At 65.1% G+C, this 22,036-nt stretch carries 22 protein-coding genes; 6 read left to right on the top strand and 16 right to left on the bottom strand.

Features of this window, described 5'->3' with window-relative positions; genetic code table 11:
* Positions 1-111: 111 nt before the first annotated feature.
* A complete protein-coding gene (gene rnt / locus F3J45_RS27470; RefSeq protein WP_240164724.1) occupies positions 112-723 on the bottom strand; it encodes a ribonuclease T in 612 nt (203 codons plus the stop codon).
* Between the two features lie 59 nt (positions 724-782).
* Positions 783-1,829 carry a dihydroorotase gene (gene pyrC / locus F3J45_RS27465; protein WP_167070425.1) on the bottom strand — a complete coding sequence of 349 codons (1,047 nt, stop codon included), beginning with the start codon at positions 1,827-1,829 and terminating at the stop codon, positions 783-785.
* Positions 1,830-1,959: 130 nt separating this feature from the next.
* Here pyrC and F3J45_RS27460 point away from each other — a divergent pair, with 130 nt between their 5' ends.
* Both F3J45_RS27460 and F3J45_RS27455 read left to right on the top strand, forming a co-directional pair.
* The gene (locus tag F3J45_RS27460; RefSeq protein WP_167070423.1) at positions 1,960-2,910 is read left to right on the top strand and encodes an OmpA family protein; all 951 of its coding nucleotides are present in this window, start codon (positions 1,960-1,962) and stop codon (positions 2,908-2,910) included.
* Positions 2,911-3,357: 447 nt separating this feature from the next.
* Positions 3,358-4,575: an argininosuccinate synthase gene (locus F3J45_RS27455; protein ID WP_167070421.1), complete on the top strand. Its 1,218-nt coding sequence runs from the start codon at positions 3,358-3,360 to the stop codon at positions 4,573-4,575.
* Between the two features lie 77 nt (positions 4,576-4,652).
* Here F3J45_RS27455 and F3J45_RS27450 read toward each other — a convergent pair whose 3' ends face one another.
* Positions 4,653-5,066 carry a hypothetical protein gene (locus F3J45_RS27450; RefSeq protein ID WP_167070419.1) on the bottom strand — a complete coding sequence of 138 codons (414 nt, stop codon included), beginning with the start codon at positions 5,064-5,066 and terminating at the stop codon, positions 4,653-4,655.
* A gap of 323 nt (positions 5,067-5,389) precedes the next feature.
* Between F3J45_RS27450 and F3J45_RS27445 the strand changes: the two genes are divergently transcribed.
* Positions 5,390-6,016: a response regulator transcription factor gene (locus F3J45_RS27445; RefSeq protein WP_167070417.1), complete on the top strand. Its 627-nt coding sequence runs from the start codon at positions 5,390-5,392 to the stop codon at positions 6,014-6,016.
* 45 nt (positions 6,017-6,061) lie between these two features.
* Here F3J45_RS27445 and F3J45_RS27440 read toward each other — a convergent pair whose 3' ends face one another.
* The 7 genes from F3J45_RS27440 to metG form a co-directional block, all read right to left on the bottom strand.
* A complete protein-coding gene (locus F3J45_RS27440) occupies positions 6,062-6,238 on the bottom strand; it encodes a PA3496 family putative envelope integrity protein (protein ID WP_167070416.1) in 177 nt (58 codons plus the stop codon).
* Between the two features lie 104 nt (positions 6,239-6,342).
* A complete protein-coding gene (nth, locus tag F3J45_RS27435; RefSeq protein WP_167070415.1) occupies positions 6,343-6,981 on the bottom strand; it encodes an endonuclease III in 639 nt (212 codons plus the stop codon).
* Between the two features lie 4 nt (positions 6,982-6,985).
* Positions 6,986-7,510, bottom strand: coding sequence for an Rnf-Nqr domain containing protein (locus F3J45_RS27430; RefSeq protein WP_167070413.1), 525 nt, complete (start codon positions 7,508-7,510; stop codon positions 6,986-6,988).
* Positions 7,503-8,105 carry an RnfABCDGE type electron transport complex subunit G gene (locus tag F3J45_RS27425; protein WP_167070411.1) on the bottom strand — a complete coding sequence of 201 codons (603 nt, stop codon included), beginning with the start codon at positions 8,103-8,105 and terminating at the stop codon, positions 7,503-7,505. The genes F3J45_RS27430 and F3J45_RS27425 overlap by 8 nt, the downstream gene beginning before the upstream one ends.
* Positions 8,102-9,073, bottom strand: coding sequence for an RnfABCDGE type electron transport complex subunit D (locus F3J45_RS27420; RefSeq protein ID WP_167070409.1), 972 nt, complete (start codon positions 9,071-9,073; stop codon positions 8,102-8,104). Before F3J45_RS27420 ends, F3J45_RS27425 begins: the two co-directional genes overlap by 4 nt.
* Positions 9,070-9,603: an Rnf-Nqr domain containing protein gene (locus F3J45_RS27415; protein WP_167070407.1), complete on the bottom strand. Its 534-nt coding sequence runs from the start codon at positions 9,601-9,603 to the stop codon at positions 9,070-9,072. Before F3J45_RS27415 ends, F3J45_RS27420 begins: the two co-directional genes overlap by 4 nt.
* A gap of 190 nt (positions 9,604-9,793) precedes the next feature.
* Positions 9,794-11,836 (bottom strand): methionine--tRNA ligase, encoded by a 2,043-nt coding sequence (gene metG, locus F3J45_RS27410; protein WP_167070405.1) that lies wholly within the window; start codon positions 11,834-11,836, stop codon positions 9,794-9,796.
* Between the two features lie 156 nt (positions 11,837-11,992).
* On the opposite strand from metG, the gene apbC reads away from it, so the two are divergent.
* Positions 11,993-13,087 (top strand): iron-sulfur cluster carrier protein ApbC, encoded by a 1,095-nt coding sequence (gene apbC, locus F3J45_RS27405; protein ID WP_167070403.1) that lies wholly within the window; start codon positions 11,993-11,995, stop codon positions 13,085-13,087.
* A 157-nt stretch (positions 13,088-13,244) separates the two neighbouring features.
* On the opposite strand, the gene F3J45_RS27400 is transcribed toward apbC, so the two are convergent.
* Complete coding sequence (locus tag F3J45_RS27400; RefSeq protein ID WP_016488765.1) at positions 13,245-13,454, bottom strand: cold-shock protein; 210 nt, start codon at positions 13,452-13,454, stop codon at positions 13,245-13,247.
* A 327-nt stretch (positions 13,455-13,781) separates the two neighbouring features.
* Between F3J45_RS27400 and dcd the strand changes: the two genes are divergently transcribed.
* Positions 13,782-14,348 (top strand): dCTP deaminase, encoded by a 567-nt coding sequence (gene dcd, locus F3J45_RS27395; protein WP_003258001.1) that lies wholly within the window; start codon positions 13,782-13,784, stop codon positions 14,346-14,348.
* 98 nt (positions 14,349-14,446) lie between these two features.
* Complete coding sequence (locus F3J45_RS27390) at positions 14,447-14,674, top strand: hypothetical protein (protein ID WP_167070401.1); 228 nt, start codon at positions 14,447-14,449, stop codon at positions 14,672-14,674.
* On the opposite strand, the gene pdeM is transcribed toward F3J45_RS27390, so the two are convergent.
* The 5 genes from pdeM to F3J45_RS27365 all read right to left on the bottom strand — a co-directional run bounded on the left by pdeM (position 14,675) and on the right by F3J45_RS27365 (position 21,725).
* Positions 14,675-15,334: a ligase-associated DNA damage response endonuclease PdeM gene (pdeM, locus tag F3J45_RS27385; protein WP_167070399.1), complete on the bottom strand. Its 660-nt coding sequence runs from the start codon at positions 15,332-15,334 to the stop codon at positions 14,675-14,677.
* Entirely contained in the window at positions 15,331-17,781 is a 2,451-nt protein-coding gene (locus tag F3J45_RS27380) for a ligase-associated DNA damage response DEXH box helicase (RefSeq protein WP_167070397.1), read from the bottom strand. The genes pdeM and F3J45_RS27380 overlap by 4 nt, the downstream gene beginning before the upstream one ends.
* Positions 17,782-17,848: 67 nt before the next feature.
* The gene (locus tag F3J45_RS27375) at positions 17,849-18,964 is read right to left on the bottom strand and encodes a succinylglutamate desuccinylase/aspartoacylase family protein (RefSeq protein WP_167070395.1); all 1,116 of its coding nucleotides are present in this window, start codon (positions 18,962-18,964) and stop codon (positions 17,849-17,851) included.
* A 95-nt stretch (positions 18,965-19,059) separates the two neighbouring features.
* Entirely contained in the window at positions 19,060-20,712 is a 1,653-nt protein-coding gene (locus F3J45_RS27370) for an ATP-dependent DNA ligase (protein WP_167070393.1), read from the bottom strand.
* Positions 20,709-21,725: a ligase-associated DNA damage response exonuclease gene (locus F3J45_RS27365; protein ID WP_167070391.1), complete on the bottom strand. Its 1,017-nt coding sequence runs from the start codon at positions 21,723-21,725 to the stop codon at positions 20,709-20,711. Before F3J45_RS27365 ends, F3J45_RS27370 begins: the two co-directional genes overlap by 4 nt.
* Between the last annotated feature and the right edge of the window lie 311 nt (positions 21,726-22,036).

Raw genomic sequence — 22,036 nt, 5'->3', positions numbered from 1 at the left:
TTGCCCCACGAACACCGGCGAAGCCGGTGCCACGCACCGCGTCGCCGGCTTCGCGGGTCAAGCCCGCTCCTACAGAACTATCCGTTAGATCAGAACAGGAGCTTTTTCGGCTCAGTCGTTGAAATCGCGCCAGCCGCCCATTTCCTTCCAGCGGTTGACGATACCGCAGAACAGCTCGGCCGTTTTCTCGGTGTCGTACCGCGCCGAATGCGCCTCACGCCCGTCGAAGTCGATGTCGGCGCTCTGGCAGGCCCGCGCCAGCACGGTCTGGCCGTAGGCCAGGCCAGCCAGGGTGGCGGTGTCGAAGCTGGAGAACGGGTGGAACGGGTTGCGCTTGATGTCGTTGCGCGCCACCGCGGCGTTGAGGAAGCCCAGGTCGAAGCTGCTGTTGTGGCCAACCAGGATCGCCCGTTTGCAGCCATTGGCCTTCAGCGCCTTGCGCACACCACGGAAGATATCGGTGAGCGCACTTTCCTCGCTAACCGCCATGCGTAGCGGGTGGTCCAGCTTGATGCCGGTGAATTCCAGCGCCGCCGCCTCGATGTTCGCCCCTTCGAACGGCTCTACCCGGAAGAAGTAGGTGTGCTCGGGGAACAGGAAGCCTTTCTCGTCCATGCCGATGGTGACGGCGGCGATTTCCAGCAGGGCGTCGGTGGCGCTGTTGAAACCACCGGTTTCGACGTCCACCACCACTGGCAGGTAGCCACGGAAGCGTTCGGCCATTGGGTGACGCGAACCGCTGTTGCCCTGGCCGTCCTGGTCGTCTTCGTAGAGGTCTTCGCTCACGCGTTGTCCTCCAGCAGGCGCCAGCGCAGTTTCTCGCCAGCGCGCAGCGGAATCACGGTTTGCTCGCCAAACGGCAGGCTATCGGGGGCCGTCCATTCCTCGCGCACCAGGGTGATGCTGTCGGTGTTCGCCGGCAGGCCATAGAAGGCCGGGCCATGCAGGCTGGCAAAGCCTTCCAGTTTGTCCAGCGCGTTGCGCTGCTCGAAGGCCTCGGCATACATCTCGATGGCCGCATAGGCGGTGTAGCAACCGGCGCAGCCGCAGGCCGCTTCCTTGGCGTGGCGGGCGTGGGGGGCCGAGTCGGTGCCGAGGAAGAACTTCGGGTTGCCGCTGATGGCAGCGTCCAGCAGCGCCACCTGGTGGGTGTTGCGCTTGAGGATCGGCAGGCAATAGAAGTGCGGGCGAATACCGCCAACCAGCATGTGGTTGCGGTTGTACAGCAGGTGCTGGGCAGTGATGGTGGCGCCGACGTTGGCCGGGGCCTCGGTGACGAACTGCGCGGCATCGCCGGTGGTGATGTGCTCGAACACCACTTTCAGGGTGGGGAAACGCTCGACCAAGCGGCGCATGTGCTCGTCGATGAAGCGCTTCTCGCGGTCGAAGACGTCGATCTCGCTGCGTGTCACTTCGCCGTGCACCAACAGGGGCATGCCGACTTCGGCCAGCGCCTCGATGGCCGGGAAAATGTTGTCGATGCTGGTCACGCCCGAATCGGAGTTGGTGGTGGCGCCGGCCGGGTAGAGTTTGGCGGCGTACACGATGCCGCTGGCCTTGGCCGCGCGGATGTCCTCGGGGCTGGTACGGTCGGTGAGGTACAGCACCATCAGCGGTTCGAAGCGGCTGCCGGCGGGGCGGGCGGCGAGGATGCGCTCACGGTAGGCGCTGGCCTCGACGGCATTGCGTACCGGCGGAACCAGGTTGGGCATGATGATGGCACGGGCGAAGGTACGCGCCACGTCGCCAACGGTGTGGGGCAGGACGGCACCATCGCGCAGATGGATGTGCCAGTCGTCGGGACGCAGGAGGGTCAGGCGATCGGACATTGGGAATTCCAGGCGGGTCGAACTCAGGCCCCAATGCTACCGGAAAACCCCGGGCCGAGCACGGCTATCAAGTTTTCCGCGAAGCGCCCGATAGCCTGCCTGTAAGCCGTCAGAATTTTTGGAGCCGACCGTGCGCCAGCGTTACCTAGCCCTGTTGACCCTGTTCGCCAGCCTGCCGGCCGGTGCACTGACTTTCCAGACCCGCATGGAGAATGTCGCCTGGAAAGTCGAGGGTGACCAGTTCGAATGCCGCCTGATCCAGCCGATCGAAGGTTTTGGCAGCGGCGAGTTCGTGCGCAAGGCCGGGGAGCTGCCGGTGTTCCGCCTGCGTTCGGACAGCAATGTGCTGGGCGCAGGTTCCGCCACCTTGCTGGCGGCCGCGGCGCCTTGGCAACCCGGGCGTGGCGACGTCAACCTGGGGGCGGTGCGCATGGCCCGCACCGGCGTGCTGTTCAGCTCGTCGCAGAGCCAGGCTACCCGCCTGATCAACGGCTTGCTCGATGGCCGCGCCACGGTGGTGCGCAACTACACCGGCGAAGGTGGGCGGGTGATGGAAGTGCGGGTATTGCCGGTGAGCTTCGCCAAGGCCTACAGCGATTACCAGGCCTGTGCGGGCAAGATGCTGGCGATGAACTATGACCAGGTGCGCCAGACCCAGGTCGGTTTCCCCAGTGGTGGCGTGGACCTGGATGCCGACGCGCGGGCGCGGCTGGATGTGATTCTCGACTATCTGAAGGCCGACCCAACGGTTAACCACATCGAGCTCAACGGCCATTCCGACAATAGCGGCAACCGTTTGACCAACCGCGACGCCTCGCGCCGCCGTGCCCTGGCGGTGGCGGACTACTTCAAGGCCCATGGGGTGCCGGAGGAGCAGATTGATGTGCGCTTCCACGGTGAGCGTTATCCGCTGGTGAAGAACAACAGCCCGGCCAACCGTGCGCGTAACCGGCGGGTGAATATCGAGCTGGACCGGGTGGCGGTGGTGGAGAAACCGGGGGGGGCGGCGGCAGCGGCACCAGCACCGGCATCGGCACCAGCACCGGCACCGGCACCGGCAGCACCCGCCAAGGCGCCCTGATATAGAGGCGTCAGGGCCACCATGAGCATGCCGTAACCTCTTTGGCGCCTGTGAGATCGAGCGCCGCCCGCGCGGCGCTTCGCGAGCTTTGCTCGCTCCTACGTTTGTTTCGGGCCAGTGAGTCCTGGGGGATTTGCGCGCGAACGCCTTGGCGCATGGCGCGATACCTCGCCTGCCACAGGCGTTACTGGCCCAAAACAAACGTAGGAGCGAGCGCAGCTCGCGATGCGCCGCGCGGGCGGCGCTCGATCTCACCGGCGCCGAAAATGTAACGGCATGCGCCTGGCTGCCCCCACCCAATACCCCCACCCAACGCCCCCCGCGACCCCACGTCGCGCCCCTGAATGTTCTTGTCGCTTTGTCGTCAGAAGCTGTCGCCCCACTGTAAATTTATCCGCAACGCCGGTAGAATCGATCCCTTTCCGTACAACCCCGTGGAGTGATGGCATGGCGGACGTAAAAAAGGTCGTACTGGCGTATTCCGGCGGCCTTGATACTTCGGTGATTCTCAAGTGGCTGCAGGATACCTACGACTGCGAAGTGGTGACCTTCACCGCTGACCTGGGTCAGGGCGAAGAAGTCGAGCCGGCTCGCGCCAAAGCCCAGGCAATGGGCGTCAAAGAGATCTACATCGACGACCTGCGCGAAGAATTCGTGCGTGATTTCGTCTTCCCGATGTTCCGCGCCAACACCGTCTACGAAGGCGAGTACCTGCTGGGTACTTCCATCGCTCGTCCGCTGATCGCCAAGCGCCTGATCGAAATCGCCAACGAAACCGGCGCCGACGCCATTTCCCACGGCGCCACCGGCAAGGGCAACGACCAGGTTCGCTTCGAGCTGGGCGCCTACGCCCTCAAGCCTGGCGTCAAGGTAATCGCCCCATGGCGCGAGTGGGACCTGCTGTCCCGCGAGAAGCTGATGGACTACGCCGAGAAGCACGGCATTCCAATCGAGCGCCACGGCAAGAAGAAGTCGCCGTACTCGATGGACGCCAACCTGCTGCACATCTCCTACGAAGGCGGTGTCCTGGAAGATACCTGGACCGAGCACGAGGAAGACATGTGGCGCTGGAGCGTCTCGCCAGAGAACGCCCCGGACCAGGCCACCTACCTGGAACTGACCTACCGTAACGGTGACATCGTCGCCATCGACGGCGTCGACATGAGCCCGGCCACCGTGCTGGCCGAGCTGAACCGCATCGGCGGCGCCAACGGCATCGGCCGCCTGGACATCGTCGAGAACCGTTACGTCGGCATGAAGTCCCGTGGCTGCTACGAAACCCCGGGCGGCACCATCATGCTCAAGGCCCACCGCGCCATCGAGTCGATCACCCTGGACCGCGAAGTCGCTCACCTCAAAGACGAGTTGATGCCCAAGTACGCCAGCCTGATCTACACCGGCTACTGGTGGAGCCCGGAGCGTCTGATGCTGCAACAGATGATCGACGCCTCCCAGGTCAACGTGAATGGCGTGGTTCGCCTGAAACTCTACAAGGGCAACGTCATCGTGGTTGGCCGCAAGTCGGACGATTCGCTGTTCGATGCCAACATCGCCACCTTCGAAGAAGATGGCGGCGCCTACAACCAGGCCGATGCGGCGGGCTTCATCAAGCTCAATGCACTGCGCATGCGCATTGCTGCGAACAAAGGCCGCGGGATGCTCTAAGCCTCCGCAGGCGACAAAAAGCCCCGGCCTTGGCCGGGGTTTTTTTTCGCCTGGGGCAAGGCCCGCAGCGGCAAATGCTATGCGCTGATCTTGCCGATCGAAAGCTCGACACGCTGGGCGCGGTCGACATTGCAAAAGCACCAGCGGCGCTCTGCGTCTACCGGTTGTGCAATGGCCTGCAGCACGTGTTGCTCCAGCAGTTCCCCTGCGCTTGGGCCTGACAGCAGAACGGTGACCGGCTCTGCTGCGGCCATCACTGGCTCGGCCGCAAGCGGCGCTTCGGGCCCGGGCGAGTAGAAGGACTTGGCATTGAAGTTCAGCGTCAGGAAGAACAGTGCAGTGAGGAAAAACGGGAAGCCCACCAGGAACCAGGTATAGAGGGTCTGGCTTTTCTCACCGAGAAAGGGCAGTGCTGCCAGCGCCGATGCCTCGATGATGCCTGCGAAGATCGCAATGATTGTCAGCGGGCTAACGGCTTTGTGATCGACCATGATGATTACCTCCCTGCGGTTCCGCTAACCTGAACGCTCGCCTGGGCTTTGTGAACGGTGGAGTATTTCCGGCGCGGGAAGATTACCCCCCAAGGCATTTCCCTTCGTTTGCGCCAACCGCGTTGCTGGGGTTGCATGCAACTCATTGCGCTGGGTCATGAGCGCGGCGGTGTCGATGCTGTACAAAGTCACCTGTAGGACAATTCCTAAACATGGGTAAGGCTCATCTATTCAGCCAAATACGCGGGAGATGGACACGCAATCCCGCGTTCTGCTCGGTTATGGTGGCGCATCGTCAATGCTGAATAATGAATGGATATCGCATGAATAAAGTCCTTATCGTGGATGATCATCCGGTCATACGCCTTGCAGTGCGCATGCTGATGGAGCGGCATGGCTACGACGTGGTGGCCGAAACCGACAACGGCGTGACCGCCCTGCAACTCACCCGTGAACACCTGCCGGACATCGTGGTGCTGGATATCGGCATCCCCAAGCTTGATGGGCTCGAAGTCATCGCCCGCATGGCCACGGCGAGCCCGGGAAGCCGGGTACTGGTGCTCACTTCGCAAACGCCGGGGCATTTTTCCATGCGCTGCATGCAGGCGGGGGCCTCGGGCTACGTGTGCAAGCAGCAGGAACTGACCGAACTGCTCAGCGCCATCAAGGCCGTGCTGTCTGGCTACAGCTATTTCCCCAACCAGGCCTTGCACAAGTCGCGCGGGCGGGTAGGCGGGGTTTCGGAAAAGGAAATGGTCGAGCGCCTGTCGGCGCGGGAAATGATGGTGCTGCAGCAACTGGCTCGGGGGCGCTCCAACAAGGAAATCGCCGACAGCATGTTCCTGAGCAACAAGACCGTCAGTACCTACAAGACACGCTTGCTGCTCAAGCTCAATGCCCACTCCCTGGTGGACCTGATCGAACTGGCCCGGCGGCACGGTATCAACTGACCCGCACAGGCGCAAAGCCTCCGCAATGGAGGCTTTGGTCAATGGCTACAGGTCGTAGTCGAAGTCGGCAAGTTGCCGTTGCAGGCGGCGCTCTTCGAGGAGGTTGTCAATGGTGCGGCGTTTGCTCAGGTTGGTCTTGGCGGTTTCCACCTGGGGTTCGGCGTCGTCGTCAGCGGTGGCAAAGTCATCTTCGATCGACAGGTCGTCTTTATCGGTACTCATGAGTCGCTCCAAGCCAAAGGGCCATTGGCCGTCCTTATAACGGGAAAGCGAAGTCCGGTAAAAAAGATTTTTTCAATCGAAATGTAGCGGTTTTTGCTATTGCCTCAATCGTCGGAAGTCTTCTGCTTGTACTCGCACAGGTCTTCGATGCGGCAACTGCCACAGCGCGGCTTGCGGGCCTGGCACACGTAGCGCCCGTGCAGGATCAACCAGTGGTGGGCGTCCAGCAGGTAATCCTTGGGCACAAATTTCATCAACTTCTTCTCGACCTCAAGCACATTCTTGCCGGGTGCGATGCCGGTGCGGTTGCTGACGCGGAAAATGTGCGTATCCACGGCCATGGCCGGTTGCCGGAACGCCGTGTTGAGCACCACGTTGGCGGTCTTGCGGCCTACCCCGGGCAGCGCTTCGAGCGCTTCGCGGGTTTGCGGGACCACGCCGTCGTGGCGTTCGATCAACAGGCGGCAGGCTTCGATGACGTTCTTGGCCTTGCTGTTGTACAGGCCGATGGTCTTGATGTACGCACTCAGCCCCTCCACCCCCAGCGCATAAATGGCCTGGGGCGTATTGGCCACCGGAAACAGGCGCGCGGTGGCCTTGTTCACACCCACATCGGTGGATTGCGCAGAGAGCGTAACGGCGACCAGCAGTTCAAACGGGGTGGTGTAAGCCAGTTCTGTCTTCGGGTCGGGGTTGTCTTCGTGCAGCCTGCGAAAAATCTCCAGGCGTTTGGCAGCATTCATGGGGTCAACGCGTTCCTTGACGACGTGAGGGGGCAGGGCCCGGACGCAGGCCATTGTACAAGGCCAGCAGCAGTCCGAGCAGTAGCAGTGCGCCGGCGGGGTGGCTGGCCAGTTGCACCCCGAGGCCTTCGGCCAGCCCTTGGCGCACGGCGCCAAGCACCAGGCAGGCCAGGATCAGCCCGGTATTCTGCACCAGCAGGGCTCGCCAGCGGCCCTCAGCCGGCAAATGCTGATCGACGGCAAGGCACTGCAGGCACACAAGCGCCGGAAAATACCCGAGCGACAAGGCCAGGGGCAAGGCCCAGGCGCGCAGTGAAAGCTGCAGGCAACTGGCCAGGGCCGCAAGCAGCAGCAGGCTCGCCGCCCAGTAGGGTGGGCCGCTGAGCCTGGCGCGCACAGGGCTCAGCAAGGCCTGGTGGGCAAGGCTCATGGTCAGCATGCAGGCGGCGATGGTGCCCGCCTGGGTGAGGGTTTGGCTGGCACCGAGCAGTGCGGGCAGGCTGGCGATCAGCAGGGTGTTTCTATTCATGCGCGGGAACCCTGAGCCACTGCAGGCGATGCCGGTCGAAATACGCCAGCGCCTCATGTTGTGCTTCGATCACCGCGCGGGAGGTGACGGTAGCGCCTGCCAGCTGGTCGAAGTCGCCGTGGTCACGGCGGATTGCCCAGCGGTCGGTCAGGCTGCGCTGGGCAAATTGGGCCAGCCAGTTCGCTTGCGGGTCGTCCAGGCGGCCACCCAGGCCTGGGGTTTCCCGTTGTTCGATCACCTGGGTGCCAACCAGCCTGCCATCGGCGGCGATGGCGATCACCAGCGTGATTGGCGCTGCGTAGCCCTGTACCTGGCTGACCAGCACCACGGCGGTCACCGAGGTCCCCAGTAGTGCCCGATAGGCAGCGTTTATTCGGCTGTGGGCCGGTTGTTCGGCAGGTAGCTGCAGGGGCGTGTCCAACGGCTGGTTGTCGTAGCTGTGCGCGGGCAGCACGGCCAGCAGCTGCCGGGCTTGCAGCTGCCGCTCGGCATCGCTGATCGCGGTGTGGGTCCATCCGCGCCAGGCGAGCGTGGCAGCCAGGGCCAGCGCGCCGATCAGCGCCAGCAGCAGGCCGCTGCGCAGTTGCCGGGTCATGGCGTGCCCTGCACTCGGCGCAAGGCCAACCGGTCGAGGGCGGGCACGGCCAGGTTCAGCAGCAGGATGACGAATGCCGTGCCGTCCGGGTAACTGCCCCAGGTGCGAACCAGGTAGATCAGCGCCCCGGCGATAAGCCCGAACAGCAGCCGGCCCTGGTCGGTTCTGGGGCCGGAAACCGGCTCGGTGGCGATGAAGAAGGCGGCCAGCATGGTCGAGCCGGAAAACAGGTGTAGCAGCGGCGAGCCATGGGAGTCCGAGCCGGAACCATTCCAGGCCAGCAGGCTGCACAGCAACAGGCCAGCCAGCAGGCCCACCGGCGCCTGCCAGCCGTACACCTTGCGCTGCAGCAGAAACAGCCCGCCGAGCAGGAACGCCAGGTTGATCCACTCACTGGCTCGCCCGCCAACGCTGCCAAAGCCTGGGTGGCTGGCGAACAGTTCGTCGAGGGTCAGGCTGCGGTTGTGGCGCAGGCTGTCGAGTACCGTGGGCTGGGCCCAGGCGTCGATCTGGCCAGCGTCGGTAAACACCCACTGCAGGCTTTCGAGCAAGCCGGGGGGCTGGCCGGGCCAGTGGTTCATTTGCAGGGGAAAGCTCAACAGTACAGCGGCATAGCCGAGCATTGCCGGGTTGAACAGGTTGCGCCCGACGCCACCGAACGCGTGCTTGCCGAGGGTAATGGCGATGCCGGTGGCCGTTACCGGCAGCCACCAGGGCGCCAGGGTGGGCAGGGCGAGTGCCAGCAGCACACTGCTCACCAGCGCGCTGGCGTCGTTCAAACCCGCCCGTACCGGCTGGCCACGCCATGCCAGCAGCGCAGTTTCGCAGCACAGGGCGCTGGCGGCGCACAGCAGCAGGTTGAACAGTAGCCCCCAGCCATGAAACCAGAACGCTGTCATCACCCCGGGCATGCAGGCCAGCAGCACCAGGCCCATGGCCGTGCGCAGCCGTGCATCGGCGGCGCTCATTGCGTGAACAGCCCATTCAAGCCCGAGCACGCCATGGCCATGATGCCTGCGCCGATCAAGGCGATGGGCAGGCCACGCAGTGCGCGGGGCAGCTGTTCATGCTCGGTGCGCTGTTGCAGGTCGGCAAACAGGGTAAGCGCCAGCCAGAAGCCCAGCCCGGCGCCGATACCCCAGCCCAGGGTTGCCAGCCATGGCGTGTGCTCGGCCATGGCCGGCAGCGCCAAGCCGAGCACCAAGGCATTGCCCAGGATCGGCGTGCCAAGGCCCTGGGAGATCATGCCTGGGCGAAGCCTGGCCAGCAGCAGCGGCACGGCCCAGGCGAGCACTGCCAGCCAGGGCAGCAGCAGGAACAGGCGCAGGTCTTCGAGTTGCCAGGGGGCTATCAGCCAGTGCTCGATCAACCGCCCACCGCACACGCCCAGCGCGGTCGTCACGGCGCATGCCAGGCCGAAACCGGGCAAGTGGCTGGGTGGCAGCAGCACATGGCTGACCAGCGCGGCGCTGAGCAGCGTCAGGACGTAGTCGTTCATGCACAAGACGATAGCCGGGAATCGCCATGGGCGTGGGCCCCGGTAGGAGCGAGCGAAGCTCGCGATGCTTTCAGGGCCGGTTGGTGCGTTGCCTGGGCTGGCCCTATCGCGAGCTGCGCTCGCTCCTACGGGGTAGGTCGGCGGGGGAAGAAGGTAAAAAATACCCCGGCGGGGCGCCGGGGTATGGGGGTTACTTGATGCGCTGGCCTGGCTTGGCGCCGCTGTCCGGGCTCAGCAGGTAGATTTCTTCACCGCCCGGGCCGGCCGCCATGACCATGCCTTCGGATACGCCAAAGCGCATTTTCCGTGGCTTGAGGTTGGCCACCATCATGGTAAGGCGCCCTTCGAGCTTGGACGGGTCCGGGTAGGCCGACTTGATGCCGGAGAACACATTGCGGCGCTCGTCACCAATGTCCAAGGTCAACTGCAGCAGTTTGTCTGCGCCCGGCACCGCCTCGGCCTTGACGATCAGCGCCACGCGCAGGTCGACGGCGGCGAAGGTGTCGAACTCGATTTCCGCCGACAGCGGGTCTTTGCCCAGCTCGCCGTTGCCGGCCGGTGCTTGCTGGGCCTCGGCGGCCAGCAGGTCTTCCTTGCTGGCAGCGACCATGGCCTCGACCTTGGCCGGCTCGATGCGGCTCATCAGCGCCTTGAACGGGTTCAGCTGGTGGTTTTCCAGGCGCGACTGGTGGTCGTTCCAGGCCAGCGGGGCCACATTGAGGAAGGCCTCGGCGTCGGCGGCCAGCAGCGGCAGCACCGGCTTGAGGAAGATCACCAGCTGGCGGAACAGGTTGATGCCCTGGGCGCAGATGGCCTGAACCTCGTCCTGCTTGCCTTCCTGCTTGGCCAGCGACCACGGCGCCTTGTCGGCGATCCAGGCGTTGGCGCGGTCGGCCAGGGCCATGATTTCCCGCATGGCGCGGCCAAAGTCGCGGCCTTCATAGGCTTCGGCGATCGATGGGGCCGCGGCCAGGAAGGCTTCGGTCAGCTCCGGTGCGGCATCGCCGGCCACCATCACGCCGCCATTGCCTTTGTGGATGAAGCCTGCGCAGCGGCTGGCGATGTTGACCACCTTGCCCACCAGGTCGGAATTCACCTTCTGCACGAAGTCTTCGAGGTTCAGGTCGAGGTCGTCGACGCCACGGCCGAGCTTGGCCGCGTAGTAGTAGCGCAGGTATTCCGGCTGCAGGTGGTCGAGGTAGGTGCGGGCCTTGATGAAGGTGCCGCGCGACTTCGACATTTTTGCGCCGTTCACGGTCAGGTAACCGTGCACATTGACGGCGGTCGGCTTGCGGAACCCGGCGCCTTCGAGCATGGCTGGCCAGAACAGGGCGTGGAAGTTGACGATGTCCTTGCCGATGAAGTGGTACAGCTCGGCCTTGGAGCCTTGGTTCCAGAAGGCGTCGAAGTCCAGCTCCGGGCGGCGGGCACAGAGGTTCTTGAAGCTGGCCATGTAGCCAATCGGCGCATCCAGCCACACGTAGAAATACTTGCCCGGCTCGCCTGGAATCTCGAAGCCGAAGTACGGCGCATCACGCGAGATGTCCCACTCCTGAAGGCCCGAATCCAGCCATTCGGCGAGCTTGTTGGCCACCGCGTCCTGCAGGGTGCCGCTGCGGGTCCACTGCTGCAGCATGGCCTGGAAGTCGGGCAGCTTGAAGAAGAAGTGCTGGGAGTCGCGCAGCACCGGGGTGGCGCCGGAGATCGCCGACTTGGGGTTCTTCAGCTCGGTGGGGGCGTAGGTGGCGCCGCATTTTTCGCAGTTGTCGCCGTACTGGTCTTCGGCGGCGCACTTCGGGCAGGTGCCCTTGATGAAACGGTCGGCCAGGAACATGCCCTTTTCAGGGTCGAAATACTGGGTCACCGAACGGGTGGCGATGTGCCCGGCGTCGCGCAGGCGCGAGTAGATCAGGCTCGACAGCTCGCGGTTTTCTTCGCTGTGGGTGGAGTGGAAGTTGTCGAAGTCCACCAGGAAATCGGCGAAGTCGCTGCTGTGCTCGGCCTGGACGTTGGCGATCAGCTGTTCCGGGGTGATGCCTTCCTTTTCCGCGCGCAGCATGATGGCCGAGCCGTGGGCGTCGTCGGCGCAGACGTAGACGCACTGGTTACCGCGCAGCTTCTGGAAGCGCACCCACATGTCCGTCTGGATGTACTCCAGCATATGGCCAAGGTGGATGGATCCGTTGGCATAGGGCAGGGCGCTGGTGACGAGAATCTGACGTGGCTCGGACATGGTGGCTCGGCTACTTATCTGGCTCGGGTAAAAATGAGGGTGATCGGCCACTATAAAGGGCCGGGAAATATATTTCACCCCGCGCGCGCATCTGCTGACGATTGACGGGTTAGGATAGGCGCCTGTTTCGCATTCAGTTTGCCAATGGGAGTGTCCATGAGTGCCGTCACCCGTGCCGCCGTCGAAGGTGTGCTTCGCCAGTACAACGACCCCTACCTGAACCAGGACCCGGTCAGCGCCGGTTGCGTGCGCGCCATCGACATCCAAAGCGGGCAGGTCAGTGTGCAGTTGCAACTAGGGTATGCCGCCGGCCTGTTCAAGAACGGCTGGGCCCAGGTGCTGCAGACCGCCCTGGAGAACCTCGACGGGGTCAGTGCTGCCCAGGTGTCGATCGATTGCGTGGTGGCCGCGCACAAGGCCCAGGCCCAGGTGCCGGCCATGGCCAACGTCAAGAACATCGTTGCCGTGGCCTCGGGCAAGGGCGGGGTGGGTAAGTCGACCACCGCTGCCAACCTGGCCCTGGCGCTGGCCCGTGAAGGTGCCCGGGTGGGGATTCTCGACGCCGACATCTATGGCCCCAGCCAGGGTGTGATGTTCGGCATCAAGGAGGGCACCCGCCCACAAATCCGCGACCAGAAGTGGTTCGTACCGATCAAGGCCCATGGCGTGGAAGTGATGTCCATGGCCTTTCTCACCGACGACAACACGCCGATGGTGTGGCGCGGCCCGATGGTTTCCGGCGCGCTGCTGCAACTGGTGACCCAAACCGCCTGGGACGACCTCGACTACCTGGTGATCGACATGCCACCGGGCACCGGCGATATCCAGCTGACCCTGGCGCAGAAAGTGCCGGTGGCCGGCTCGGTGATCGTCACCACCCCGCAGGACCTGGCCCTGCTGGATGCCAAGAAGGGCGTGGAGATGTTCCGCAAGGTCAACATCCCGGTGCTGGGCGTGGTGGAGAACATGGCCGTGCACATCTGCTCCAATTGCGGCCATGCCGAGCACCTGTTCGGCGAGGGGGGAGGCGAGAAGCTGGCGGCCCAGTATGGCGTCGAGCTGCTGGCCTCGCTGCCACTGTCGATGCTGATTCGCGAGCAGGCCGACAGCGGCAAGCCGACGGCGATTGCTGAGCCGGACAGCCAGATTGCCCTGGTTTACCAGGAACTGGCCCGCCAGGTAGGTGCGCGTATCGTGCTGCAGGAAGCGGCGGCGCCGGCGATGCCGAGCATTACCATTAGCGAGGACTGAAGACCGCGTGGGCTTCTTCGCGGGGCAAGCCCGCTCCTACAGGAGCGGGCTTGGCGAGGCGTCGAACCGCCGCGAAGCAGGCGACTCGGTGTTTCGATCAGGCATAAAAAAACCCGCCAGAGGCGGGTTTTTTTGAAAGCTAGGAAGCTAAATCGACTTAGGCGATTTGAACTTCTTCAGCCTGCATGCCTTTCTGGCCGCGGGTAGCGACGAAAGTAACAGCCTGGCCTTCTTTCAGGGTTTTGAAGCCGTCAGCTTGGATGGCTTTGAAGTGCACGAACAGGTCATCGCCCGACTGAGGGGTGATGAAGCCGTAGCCTTTCTCATCGTTGAACCACTTAACGGTACCGGATTGACGGTTGGACATTTTTCTGTCTCCTTGGACAATTTGATAACGGTCAGGAAAAACCCTGACCGGGACTGAGCGCAAAGAGAGCAGAAAATTCAGCGATGGGCCGATCAGGATCGTGCATCAAACTAGAGATTCTCGGTGTCACGTGCAGCACAGTGGCGCCACCTTACCCCACTTTCCGCGAGCTGCCAATGGTCTTGGGGCGCTTTACGCAAATTCGGATCGGCGGCCGCTGCAAGCCCCGTCTGGCGCGGGATGTGGCACGGAACTTTAACCCAGGCGCCGGGACCGGTAATATGCGCGTCTGGATTTTCCCCTCGCAACTCTTCAGGACACCCCGCCATGAGCATCAAATCGGACAAGTGGATTCGCCGCATGGCGCAGGAACACGGCATGATCGAACCGTTCGTCGAGCGCCAGGTGCGCGGCGAACAAGACAGCCGGGTCATCTCCTTCGGCGTTTCCAGCTACGGCTACGACGTGCGCTGCGCCGACGAATTCAAGGTGTTCACCAACATCAATTCGGCCACCGTCGACCCGAAGAACTTCGATGCCGGCAGCTTCGTCGACATCAAGAGCGACGTGTGCATCATTCCGCCGAACTCCTTCGCCCTGGCCCGCACCGTCGAATACTTCCGTATTCCGCGTGACGTGCTGACCATCTGCCTGGGCAAGAGCACCTACGCCCGGTGCGGCATCATCGTCAACGTCACCCCGCTTGAGCCGGAATGGGAAGGCCACGTGACCCTGGAGTTCTCCAACACCACCACGCTGCCGGCCAAGATCTACGCCAACGAAGGCGTGGCGCAGATGCTGTTCCTGCAGTCCGACGAAGAATGCGAAGTGTCGTACAAGGACCGTGGCGGCAAGTACCAGGGCCAGCGTGGCGTCACCCTGCCACGCACCTGAGCCGACAAGCGCGGGGAATTTGTTTCGCCATTGGCACTCCAACGTTGTGAACAGTGCCGGTACGCCCGATGCGTATCGGCCCTCGACAGGAGCTGCCAATGAAACTCGACCCCGCCATCACTGCAAAGCTGGCTGTGTTGCAGCCCAACCAGATCGGCTTGCTGGCATGGTCACTGCTGGCCCACCCGATGCCCTTGCAGGCAGGCGGTGTGCCGCACCAGCCAGGCCCCGATACGCCCCAGCCCGCCCAGCCTGGCGACACGCCACCGATGGAGCCGGGTGAGCCTACCCTGCCAGACGAACCCCCACCGTCTCCTGTGGCCTGATCACTCGGCCAGCGCCCATACCTGCTCGCCGCCCACGGCGTACACCCGTGTGCCCGCAGCGGGCGCCACCACCCAGCCGCCGGTAAACTCCCCGAACGCAGGCAGCAAACTGACCTGCTCATCGATCAGGAAGCAGGGCAGGCGCAGGCGCTGGCGGGCTCGCCCGCGCAGCACGAACACCGGATGCACATGGCCCGCCAGCACAGGGTATTGCGGGTGGGCCTTGGGCTCATGCTGCAAGGCAAAGGGAGCCAGCAGCAGGGGTTCGTCGCGCACCTCGATGCCCAGCTGCGCCGGTGGGTCGCCGGCATGGCGGTCATGGTTGCCGCGCACCAGCACCAGCTTTACCTGGGGCCAGCGCATTCTCCAGGCCATCAGCCTGGCCAGGGTGGCCGGCGCGTGCGCGGCGCGTGCGTGAAGAAAATCGCCCAGGATGATCACCTGCTGGCAGTCATGGGCGGCCAGCAGGCGGTCTAGGCGGTCCAATGTCGCGCGAGTGGTGCCGCGTGGCACCGGCTGGTGCAGGGCGCGGTAGCTGGCCGCCTTGCCAATGTGCACGTCAGCCAGCAGCAGGGTGCGCCGGGCGGGCCAGTAGATGGCCTTGTCGGCCAGCAGCCAGAGGCGTTCGCCGCAGTGGTCGATCGGCAGGTGGCTGTTCATGAGCGGTTCGCGGCTTTTTCAAGGTCCGCCACCATGCGGGCAATGCGGTCGGCGAGTTTTTCAGTGCTCAGGGTTTCGCGCATGCCTTCGACCAGCAAGGCGAAGGCCAGTGGCCCGGGGCGCTGCAAGGCCTGCAGGTTCAGGCGCAGGCCCTGCATCTTGCGCAGCTGCTGGTGCAGGCGCTCGATCTCCAGCTCCTGGCTGAGCACTTCATCGCGCGCCTGGCCCAGCAGCAGGTTGCCGGCATCATGCTTGCGAAACACCTCGTAGAACAGCCCGCTGGAGGCCTGGATCTGCCGCGTGCTTTTCTGCGCGGCCGGGTAGCCGCCGAACACCAGCCCGGCGATCTGGGCAATTTCGCGAAAACGCCGCAAGGCCATTTCACCGGCATTGAGGCTGGCCAGCACGTCTTCGAGCAGGTTGTCGGCCGACAGTGCGCCGGGCAGGCAGCTTGCCCAGTCCACCTCGCTGGGGCTGAGCAGTTCGAAGCCATAGTCGCTGACTGCGATGGACACCGACAGCGGCTGCGTGCGGCTGGCCCGCCAGGCAATCAGGTTGGCCAGGCCCAGGTTGGCCATGCGCCCGGCAAAGGGGTAGAGGAACAGGTGCGAGCCCTGGCGTGAGGTGAAGGTTTCGGCCAGCAGCGTGTCGCCGGTGGGCAGCGCCGACCACTGCGCCTGCAATTCAAGCAGTGGCCGCACGGCCTGCATTTCCGGCCCGCGATACTGGCCGTGGGCGGCGGCATCGAGTTGCCCCACCAAGGCGTCGGCGAGCTCGCTGGAAAGCGGCATGCGCCCGCCGTTCCAGCGCGCCACGGCGGCCTTGCGCGCGGTGCTGCGGCGCACGTAGGCGGTCATGCCCTCGACCCGCACCAGTTCCAGGATGCGCCCGCCGAACACCAGGGTGTCACCGGGGCGCAGGCGGGCGATGAACGCCTCCTCGACACTGCCCAGGTGCTTGCCACCGCCGCCCTTGCTCCAATATTTGAGCTGCAGGCTGGCTTCACTGACGATGGTGCCGATGCCCATGCGGTGGCGCCGGGCCAAGCGCTCGCTGGCCACCCGCCAGATACCGTCGGCGTGGGCTTCGACCCGTTGATAGTCGGGGTAGGCGGTCAGTGCGTGGCCGCCGTGGCTGACGAAATCCAGTGCCCACTGCCACTGGCTGTCGCGCAGGCCTTTGAACGCCCAGGTACTGCGCACCTCGGCCAGCAGCTGCGAGGGCTGAAAGCCACTGCCAAGGGCCATGCTGACCAGGTGCTGCACCAGTACATCCATGCACAGGCGGGGCGACTGGCGCGCCTCGATATGCCCCGCCGCCAGCGCCGCGCGGGCGGCGGCGGCCTCCACCAGTTCCAGGCTGTGGGTCGGCACCAGGGTAATACGCGAGCGGCGCCCGGGGGCATGCCCGGAGCGCCCGGCACGTTGCATCAGGCGGGCGATGCCCTTGGCCGAGCCAATCTGCAGCACGCGCTCAACGGGTAGAAAGTCCACGCCCAGGTCGAGGCTGGATGTACAGACCACCGCTTTGAGTGTGCCCTGCTTGAGGCTTTGCTCCACCCAGTCGCGGGTCGCCCGCGCCAGCGAAGCGTGGTGCAAGGCGATCTGCCCGGCCCAGTCGGGGCGCGCATCGAGCAGGGCCTGGTACCAGAGTTCGGCCTGGGCCCGGGTATTGGTGAACACCAGGCTGCTGGTGCTGGCATCCAGCTCGGCGGCCACCTGGGCGAGCATTTTCAGGCCCATGTGCCCGGCCCAGGGGAAGCGCTCGATGGCCGGGGGCAGCAGGGTGTCGACCTGCAGTTGCTTGTCTTGCCGGCCTTCGACCAGCTGGCCCCCTTGGGGCAGCAGCACGTCCAGGGCGTGCGCCAAGTTGCCCAGGGTGGCCGACAGGCCCCAGGTGACCAACTGCGGCTGCCAACGGCGCAGGCGCGCCAGGGCCAGTTGCAGCTGCACGCCGCGCTTGTTGCCGAGCAGTTCGTGCCATTCGTCCACCACCACCAGGCGCAGGCTGGCGAAGTCCTCGGCGGCCGAGGCGCGGGTCAGTAGCAGGGTCAGGCTTTCCGGTGTGGTGATCAGCACGCTGGGCAGGCGCCTGGCCTGGCGGGCGCGCTCGCTGCTGTTGGTGTCGCCACTGCGCACACCGACGCTCCAGTTCAGCGCACATTCGTCCAGCGGCGTTTGCAGGGCGTGTGCAGTATCGGCCGCCAGTGCGCGCATGGGCGTGATCCACAGCACCTGCAGCGGTGCAGGCTGGCGCCCAGCAGCGGCTTTGGCGTAGGCGCGCAGGGCGCCCAGCCACACGGCGTAGGTTTTCCCCGCGCCGGTACTGGCATGCAGCAGCCCCGATTCACCGCGGCCGATCGCCGCCCAGACCTGGCGCTGGAAGGCAAAGGGTTTCCAGCCGCGGGCGGCGAACCAGGCATTGGCGAGGTCGGGGGAAGTAGGCATGCGCGGCGAGGGTCCTGCAGAGGCTGTGTTTCTACAGACCGCTGGCCGGGCACTTGGTTTTAACCGATCAGTTGGCCAGCAGGTAACCGCTGCGGCACACCTGTTCGCCGGCGACATGGGCGATGACCATGCCTGCCGTGGCCATGCGCCGCACGCTGCGGGCGTAGAGCAAGCCGCCCTGCTGGCTGCGCACGGCCGTCACGCGGTCGCTGAGTGGGTCGATCACTTCGGCGATCAGCTGGCCGGCCTGCACGGCCTGGCCGGGGCGGGCGTGGTACACCAGCAGCCCGCCCAGTGGCGCGCTCACCGGTTCCACGGCGGCCAATGGGGTGGCCGGGCGGGGCAGCGGGGGCTGCTCGGCGGCGCGGCCTTCGATGACTCCAAGGTGGGTCAGGTAGTCGAGAATGGCCTGGCAGTCCTGGCTTGCCAGCTCATGGCTGACGTCGGCCTGGCCGCGCAGTTCCACGGTCACTGCGACGCTGCCCAGCGGGATCGGGAAGCGCTTGCCGAAGCGCTGCTGCAACTGCCACCAGACCAGGCTGAAGCATTCATCGAACGACTGCCCACCGGAATCGGTGGCCAGCAGGCTGGCCTGTGCCCCCAGGTAGCGGGCCAGTGGCTCGACCTGCGGCCAGGCTTCTGGCGTGGTGTAGAGGTGTTCGACGGCCTCGAAGTCGCAGTGCAGGTCCAGCACCAGGTCGGCATCGCAGGCCAGCCGCTGCAGGGCCAGGCGCTGGGACTGCAGCGGCGTGTGCGCCGGGTGGGCATCCAGGCCGCGGCGCAGGTATTCGCGGATCAAGGCCAGGTTGTGGGCCGGGTCCTGGGTCAGGTGGCCTTCGATCTGGTCGCCGATGCTGTCGGACAGGTCGACGAAATTGCGGTTGAAGTTCTCGCCGCTCTGCAAGGCGAAACGGCCCAGCGGTGCGTCCAGCACCACTTGCTCAAGGCCTACCGGGTTGGCCACTGGCACCAGGATCACCTCGCGGTGCAGCAGCCCCTGTTGCTCGATCTCGGCCAGGCGGCGCTTGAGGTGCCAGGCCACCAGCATGCCCGGCAGCTCGTCGGCATGCAGCGAGGCCTGGATATACACCTTGGCGCCCCCGCGCGGGCCGAAGTGGAAGCTGTGCAGTTGGCGCGAGATGCCCGGTACGGGAGAGAGCAGGTCGTGGGTTGAATGGTGCATGGTAATCCTGGTGGCGTGCGAAAACGGTCTGCGACCCAAAATAGAAGCATAATTTTTGCCACCGTGCTGGCTTCTTCGCGGGTAAACCCGGCCAATCAGGCCAACAACGCCTGCAGCGCCGCCAGGTCATCCGCTTCTTCCACCGGCTTGTCCAACCGCCAGCGCAACATCCGCGGAAAGCGCACGGCGATCCCGCTCTTGTGCCGCTTGGACAAGGCGATCCCCTCGAACCCCAACTCGAATACCAGGGTTGGGGTGACGCTGCGCACCGGCCCGAAGGTTTCCACCGTGGTCTTGCGAATGATCGCGTCGACCTTGCGCATTTCTTCGTCGCTAAGCCCTGAGTAGGCCTTGGCAAAAGGCACCAGGGCGCGTTCGGGCGTGCCGGGTGGCGCATTCCACACCGCAAAGGTGTAGTCGCTGTAAAGGCTGGCGCGCCGGCCATGGCCACGCTGGGCATAAACCAGCACGGCATCGACGCTGAACGGGTCGATCTTCCACTTCCACCATACGCCCATGTCCTTGGTCCGGCCTACACCGTACAAGGCCTCGCGCTGCTTGAGCATCAGCCCCTCGACGCCCAGGCTGCGCGACTGTTCACGCAGGCTGGCGAGCACCTGCCAGGTCTGGCCCGCCAGCAGCGGCGACAGTTGCAACGGCGCCAGTGGGGCGTCTTCCACCACCTGTTGCAACTGCTGGCGGCGGGTGTGCTGCGGGCGGTTGCGCCAGTCTTCGCCGTGCCATTCCAGCAGGTCGTAGGCCAGCAGGACCACGGGCGCTTCGGCGAGCAGCTTCTTGCCCAGGGTCTTGCGCCCGATGCGTTGCTGCAACACGGCGAAAGGCTGCACGGCCGGCCCATCGGCTTCGGGCTTCCAGACCACGATTTCGCCATCGAGCACGGTGCCGTCCGGCAGGCTGGCGGCCAGGCCGTGCAGCTCGGGGAAGCGCTCGGTGACCAGTTCCTCGCCGCGTGACCATATCCACAGCTGCCCCTCGCGCTTGACCACCTGGGCGCGGATACCGTCCCATTTCCATTCGACCTGCCAGGCGCCGGGCGGCCCGAGCAGATCATCGAACTGCTCGGTGGGCGCCTGCAGCGCATGGGCCAGAAAAAACGGGTACGGCTGGCCGCCGCGCTGGCGGTGTTCGTCGGCCGATTCCTCGGCGACCAGCATCTGGTAACTGGCCGCTGTGGGGCGATGGCCGATGTCGGTGTAGCCCACCAGGCGCTGGGCCACGCGCTTGGCGTCCAACCCGGCCAACTGCGCCAGGGCGCGGGTGACCAGCAGCTTGGACACGCCCACGCGAAAACTGCCGGTGATCAGCTTCAGGCACAGCATCAGGCTGGGCCGGTCCAGTTGTGCCCATAAAGGTGGCAGGCGTTGCTGGATGTGCTCTGGGGGCAAGCCGCGAAGGGGCAGCAAGTGGCACTCCAGCCACTCGGCCAGGCTTGCATCGCTGGCATGGGCGCTTGGCGGCAATACCAGGGAAATGGTTTCTGCCAGGTCGCCAACAGCCTGATAACTTTCCTCGAACAGCCAGTCGGGCAGCCCCGCCAAGGCCGTGGCCAGTTCGCGCAGGACGCGCGTAGGCACCAGTTGCCGGGGGCGGCCGCCGGCAAGGAAGTACACGGCCCAGGCCGCATCCTCCGGTGCTGCGCTGCTGAAGTAGTCGCGCAGGGCGTCGAGCTTGGCGTTGCTGGAGGTGGTGCCGTCCAGGCGCAGGTACAGCTCGGCGAAGGCCTTCATGCCGGGGCCTGCGTAGCGGGTGTGTCGTCTTCGTCGCCGTATTCGGTGACGAAGGCGCGGGCGTCCAGGCCTTGCTCGTTGAGGTAGCGCACCAGCACGTTGACCGAGCCGTGGGTGACCATCACCCGTTGCGCGCCGGTCTGGCCGATGGCCCACAGCAGCCCCGGCCAGTCGGCATGGTCGGAGAGCACGAAGCCGCGGTCTACCCCGCGCCGGCGGCGGGTGCCGCGCAGTAGCATCCAGCCGCTGGCGAAGGCGTCGCTGTAGTCGCCGAAGCGGCGCATCCAGCTGCTGCCGGCAGCGGACGGCGGTGCCAGCACCAGCGCCTGGCGCAGCAGGGGGTCGTTGCGGGCGATATCACCGGCATAACGGGTGGGCGGCAGGTGCACGCCGGCCTCGCGGTATACCCGGTTCAGCGGCTCTACCGCGCCGTGGACCAGGATCGGCCCGATGGCCGGGTTCAGCCCATGGAGAATCCGCTGGGCCTTGCCGAAGGCATAGCAGAACAGCACGCTGGCCTTGCCCTGGGCGGCGTTGGCCTGCCACCAGGCATTGATGCCGGCGAACACCTCTGCCTGGCTGGGCCAGCGGTAGATGGGCAGGCCGAAGGTCGATTCGGTGATGAAGGTATCGCAGCGCACCGGCTCGAACGCGGCGCAGGTGCCATCGGGTTCGACCTTGTAGTCCCCCGAGGCCACCCAGACTTCGCCCTGGTGCTCCAGGCGTACCTGCGCCGAACCGAGCACATGGCCGGCCGGGTGCAGGCTCAGGGTGACGCCGTGGTGCTGGATGCGCTCACCGTAGGGCAGGGCCTGCAGGGCGATGTCCTGGCCCAGCCGGCTGCGCAGGATGCCGGCGCCGGGGGCGGCGGTCAGGTAGTGGCGGTTGCCGCTGCGGGCATGGTCGCCGTGGCCGTGGGTGATCACGGCACGCTCCACTGGGCGCCAGGGGTCGATGTAGAAGTCACCGGGCGGGCAGTACAGGCCTTCGGGGCGGGCGATGACGAGGTCCATGGGCGGTGTGCGCTGGTTGGGGGTTACCAGTTAGGAGCCATGGTGGGGGAGGGAAGTTCGGATGGGTTGGCGGTGGATGTCTAGAACCTGTTAGAACGAGCGCCGCTCGCGCGGCGCATCGCGAGCTGCGCTCGCTCCTTGTATGTTGTGTCTGGCCTGGTGAGAGAGGTTATTCTCGTCAGGCTGAAGAAGCACTTCCGGGGAGGCCGATCGCTCCTAAAGGCAGGGATTGCCCCTGACCTTGTATGTAGAGAGGCCCCCCGCCTCATTGCCCACTGCGAAGAGTATCGAGAAGCCGACAAGTCGGACTT

The sequence above is a fragment of the Pantoea sp. Ap-967 genome, assembly GCF_011752565.1.
Lineage (GTDB): Bacteria > Pseudomonadota > Gammaproteobacteria > Pseudomonadales > Pseudomonadaceae > Aquipseudomonas.
The sequence above is the reverse complement of the archived record's forward strand: the minus strand, read 5'-3'. Positions and strand labels throughout refer to the sequence as shown.